Source organism: Streptomyces sp. G-G2 (assembly GCF_030063135.1).
Taxonomy (GTDB): Bacteria; Actinomycetota; Actinomycetes; order Streptomycetales; family Streptomycetaceae; genus Streptomyces.
Genome location: NZ_JASISO010000109.1, coordinates 1 through 3912, shown reverse-complemented (window position 1 = coordinate 3912; position 3912 = coordinate 1). Strand labels below are relative to the sequence as shown.

At 67.0% G+C, this 3912-nt stretch carries 2 protein-coding genes and 2 pseudogenes; 1 reads left to right on the top strand and 3 read right to left on the bottom strand.

Features of this window, described 5'->3' with window-relative positions:
• Positions 1–1040 precede the first annotated feature (1040 nt).
• Entirely contained in the window at positions 1041–1460 is a 420-nt protein-coding gene (locus QMF80_RS37680; protein WP_283461913.1) for a hypothetical protein, read from the top strand.
• A gap of 285 nt (positions 1461–1745) precedes the next feature.
• Here the strand turns inward: QMF80_RS37680 and QMF80_RS37675 are convergent, their stop codons facing one another.
• The 3 genes and pseudogenes from QMF80_RS37675 to QMF80_RS37665 all read right to left on the bottom strand — a co-directional run.
• On the bottom strand, positions 1746–2675 hold the full coding sequence (locus QMF80_RS37675) for a recombinase family protein (RefSeq protein WP_283461911.1): 930 nt from the start codon (positions 2673–2675) through the stop codon (positions 1746–1748).
• Positions 2676–3089: 414 nt separating this feature from the next.
• Positions 3090–3644: pseudogene (locus tag QMF80_RS37670) on the bottom strand (ArsR/SmtB family transcription factor); the annotation flags it as partial.
• A 166-nt stretch (positions 3645–3810) separates the two neighbouring features.
• Positions 3811–3912: pseudogene (locus QMF80_RS37665) on the bottom strand (IS5 family transposase); the annotation flags it as partial.

The following is a 3912-nucleotide window of genomic DNA, read 5'->3' as shown; positions in this document are numbered from 1 at the left end:
CCTTGGTCTCGACAACCCGGAGATGTTCAGGAGGCCCTGCCTTCATGCGCGGACACGGCCAGGTTCACCCGCCCCAGCCCCCGTTTTCGATCACATCGCTCTCATGATCGATAGAGATACGGCTTCTTAGCACCGGGAGCGAGCGGGTGCACTGGGTACCCGTGCCGGGCCAACCAGCTAGCCACTTCGAGTGCGGTCCCGGCGGTAAGGCCGTGCGGCAGGGTCTGATGGGCAGGCACTGGCTCATCCTCGAAGCGCTATGGGTCGGCCCCGAAAGGCATTGAGCAGGTACAGCCCCCGCCGAGGGACCAGAGGGACTGAAGTTTCAATATCGCGGAGCGTACCGCAGGGCCAGTGACCGCAGGCCTCGAATCGCCCACCGTATGGCAAGTTGAGTCCCTTCAGTCCCTTCGCTTCGCGCGTTATGCCCTATTTCAACCCCAAAAGCGTCCCCAAGACGTGCAAGATTCTCCCTCGGGGCGCGCCCTGAGGGACCGAACCCCGGAAGCGATGAACTGGGGCCCAAGCCGTCACACTCCGTCTATCCGTCCGGTCCCTCGGCCCCCATTTCGGAGAGGGCAGGGACCGAGTGACCCAGAGGCTTGGAGGCATGTCCGCAGGACTCAACCAGGAGCTAAGGCTCACCCCTCCCCCTCCCCCGGTTCCCCGCTCCCTCAGTACCGGGGGGCTGAACCTTGTTCGACACCTTTCGGTCCCTGTCACTTCGGTCCCTGCTAAACCTGCAGGTCAGCGCAGCACCCCTCAGTCGCAAAGGGACTGGAGGGACTCAAAATCCCTGTTATGAGCCAGATACGAGTGTCAAGCATCTTTACGTACGCGTGCATATACACACGCACCTCAAAGGCTGGAACAGGAAAGTTCAGTCACTTCAGTCCCTGTGGGATGCCTGACAACGTTCTGAGCTGCACCTTCTCCAGGGACTGAAGAGAGCAGGGACTGAACGTAAATGTCATCGCTCTCTGGCTTCTTGGCTCGGCCCGCGTCCCACTGCCTAGCCCGGCCTTTCCACCAGCCGGAGCGTGCCCGCGCCTCGGACCGATGCACCGACCGGGCGCCAGCACCTGATCGGGGACCTGTCCGCCGAGGACTGCGAAACCCATCTCGCCCAGCGGCTCACCATCGAGAGCCGACCTCTCATCGATGCCGACACTAGGGCCGCGACCACCCGCCGCTCCCACGGCCTGCCCCTCCACTTCGACCTCGCCGTCAGCCGCTTCCTGGAGATCCGCCGCACCGGCCGCGCATCCGTCGCGGCGGACTTCGACTGCTCCTTCCCCGCCCTGCTCGCCCGCACCCTCTCCGACCTTACGGCGGAGGAACGCCACCTCCTGCGCAGCGTCTCCCTCCTCGACGCCTGGGACCTGGAGCTGGCCACCCGAGCCGCCGGCCTCACCCAGCAGGTTCGCCCGACGCCTCACCGAACGCCTCCTGATCTCTGAGAACCCGTACGCGCTGCGGCCGTACCACCTGCACCGGGCGATCCGCACCGCTGTGCGCGAGGACACCCACAGCGAGGACCGCTGGACGGACGCCGACTGGCAGCAGGGTGCCACCGGGGTCCGAGTAGGAACGGACCAGGAAACCGGTGTTGCTGTCAGAAGTTTCGACAGGCCGTGATCGGCCGAAGCCTTTCGATCCGAAGGTGCCGGTGACCAGCAAAACGGCGAAGGCCTTCGACATCTCCCAGGTCGGAAGCCCCTTGGTTTTGAAGCCCGCATGGCTTGCTACGGGGTCTCGGTCCCGAGGGCGTTGACGCGGTTCGCGTACTCGCGGCGGGCCTTGCGCTGGGCCGGGATTGCCGAGGGGGCGTCGAGCGGCTGGCAGCGGTCGAGGAGTTGGCGGTGGACCGAGGGCGCTGCGGGGATGCGGAGTGTGTAGCCCTGGCCGCGCCGTACGGTCAGGCCCTGGTCGAGCGCGTCCCGCTCGGCGCGCTCCAGTTCGGCGGGCTCCAGTTCGGCCGCGCGCAGGAAATCGACGACCTTGCCCGGCATGTCGAGGGCGACCGCGATCTCCGGCGCTGGGGTGTCCTGGGAAGCGTCGGTGTGTTCGGGCATTAGGTCGGCGACGGCTGTACGGATGGCGCCGCGGCTGACGTGGTGGTCGCGGGCCAGACCCGCGATGGACTGGCCGCCCAGGTACCCGGCGCGCACGGCGGCCTTCGCGGCCGTGACGACCGGTCGACGGCCACCCTTGTTGCCCTTGGCCTCGGCGGCCCGCAGCCCGTCGTAGGTCAGCTCGCGCTGGAGGTCGCGTTGGAGTTCGCCGGCGGCGGCGAGGGTCTGCACCATGAACTTCACGGTGGACAGCAGCTCTCCGGTGCGCGGGTGGCGGGCGGTGAGGTCCATGGCGGAGAACGCGCCGTCGTGGATGCGCAGGGCGAGACGGTCGCGGTGGAAGAGGTCGAGTACGTCGAGGATGTGCCCGGTTCCGCGCACGAGGCGGAACATCTCGGAGATGTGCACGGTGTCGCCCGGCCGCGCGTACGTGAGCAGCTCGCCGAACTTCGGCCGCTGGAGGGGGTGGAGACGGCTGGAGGTGCCGGGGTCCTCCTCGAAGACAACCGGGTCCTCGATCCCGGCCTCGTCGAGGACGAGGTTCTGACGGTCGGTCGACTGCTGGTCGGTCGACACCCGCTTGTAGACCAGGTTGGTCATGCCGCTCCCCGTTGTGGTGGTCGCATTCGACCCTAGCTGTCAGCAAACCCTGTCATCAGCCGCCATCGGATCTGATTGGATCCGAGCCGCCGTCAGGCCCCTGAAAGTCCGGGTTCATTGGACGCCAGTCGCGCCTGTCGTCATTCGTTCGTTTAACGACAGGCGAGCAGGCTTCGATCCTCGGTCGCAGGGTTGAACCCTGGTGAGGGTGTCCAGCCTGCCCGCTTCCCACTACCCCGTTCGGCCCTACGCCCGCGCGGCCGCCAGAGGCCTACGACGGCGCCGGCCTCGGTACAGCGGCTATCGGTGAGTTTGATCATGGCCCGGGCGGTACGAGCGTAGTACCGCGGTTCCATTTTTGCGGCGGGCTTTGTGCTGAGCCGGGACCGCCGGGGCGAGTGCTGATCTGATCCCTCAGCCCGAACCGACGACCAGTGCCTCGCCGAGCGGGGTGCGCCGGTAGAGCACCGACCGTCCGGACCGGGCGCGGACGAGCAGCCCCGCGCCGCGCAGGATGGCGAGGTGGTCTCCTACCGCGCCGGGTGCCATGGCGAGGCTGCGGGCGAGGTGGCTGGTACTGGCGGGGGTGTCCAGCGCCAACAGCAGCCGGGCTCGGGCCCGGCCGACCAGAGCGGTCAGCGCGTCCGGTTGGGGGACGGTCTCCTGTTCGCCCCACAGAGCAGCGGTGCCGCGGGCACGATAGCCCAAGGTCCTGGGCCAGGGGTCTTCCAGCTGGGCGGCGATATGCCCGACAAAGACCGAAGGGATCAGCAATAGCCCGTCGCCGGCGAGGCGGACTGTTCCGCCTCGGAAGAAGTCGATCTCGATACCGCCTGCGTGCCAGGCGATGCCCGGGTGCAGGCTCTCGATGGTCGTGGCCCATCCGTGTTCGCCGATCACACCCACCCGGTGCACGACGTCGCGCTCACAGATCGCGCGCAGTTGCGGCCAGTCCGCGGCGAGTACTTTGTCCTCTGCAGGCGGGACACTCGCTTGCTGCGCCCTTTACCAGTAGCCGCTGGATCTTAGCGCTGTAGTTGGCCAGCTTGGCCAACTACAGCGCTAAGTCACAACCGGGTGCGACTGAGCGGGATAGTTGGCCCTTGAGCGCTAGGGCCTGTTGCGAAAGTGCTGGTCACAGCCACTCGTTGATGGCTGCGACCAGCACCGTTGCCTCGTAGCGAACGGCGAGTTTGTCGTACCTTGTAGCCACCGCGCGGTGCCGTTTCAGGCGGTT

Bases quoted from the DNA above. Each gene is read 5' to 3' on its own strand.
- QMF80_RS37675 (WP_283461911.1), bottom strand. From the start codon at position 2,675: ATGACCAACCTGGTCTACAAGCGGGTGTCGACCGACCAGCAGTCGACC.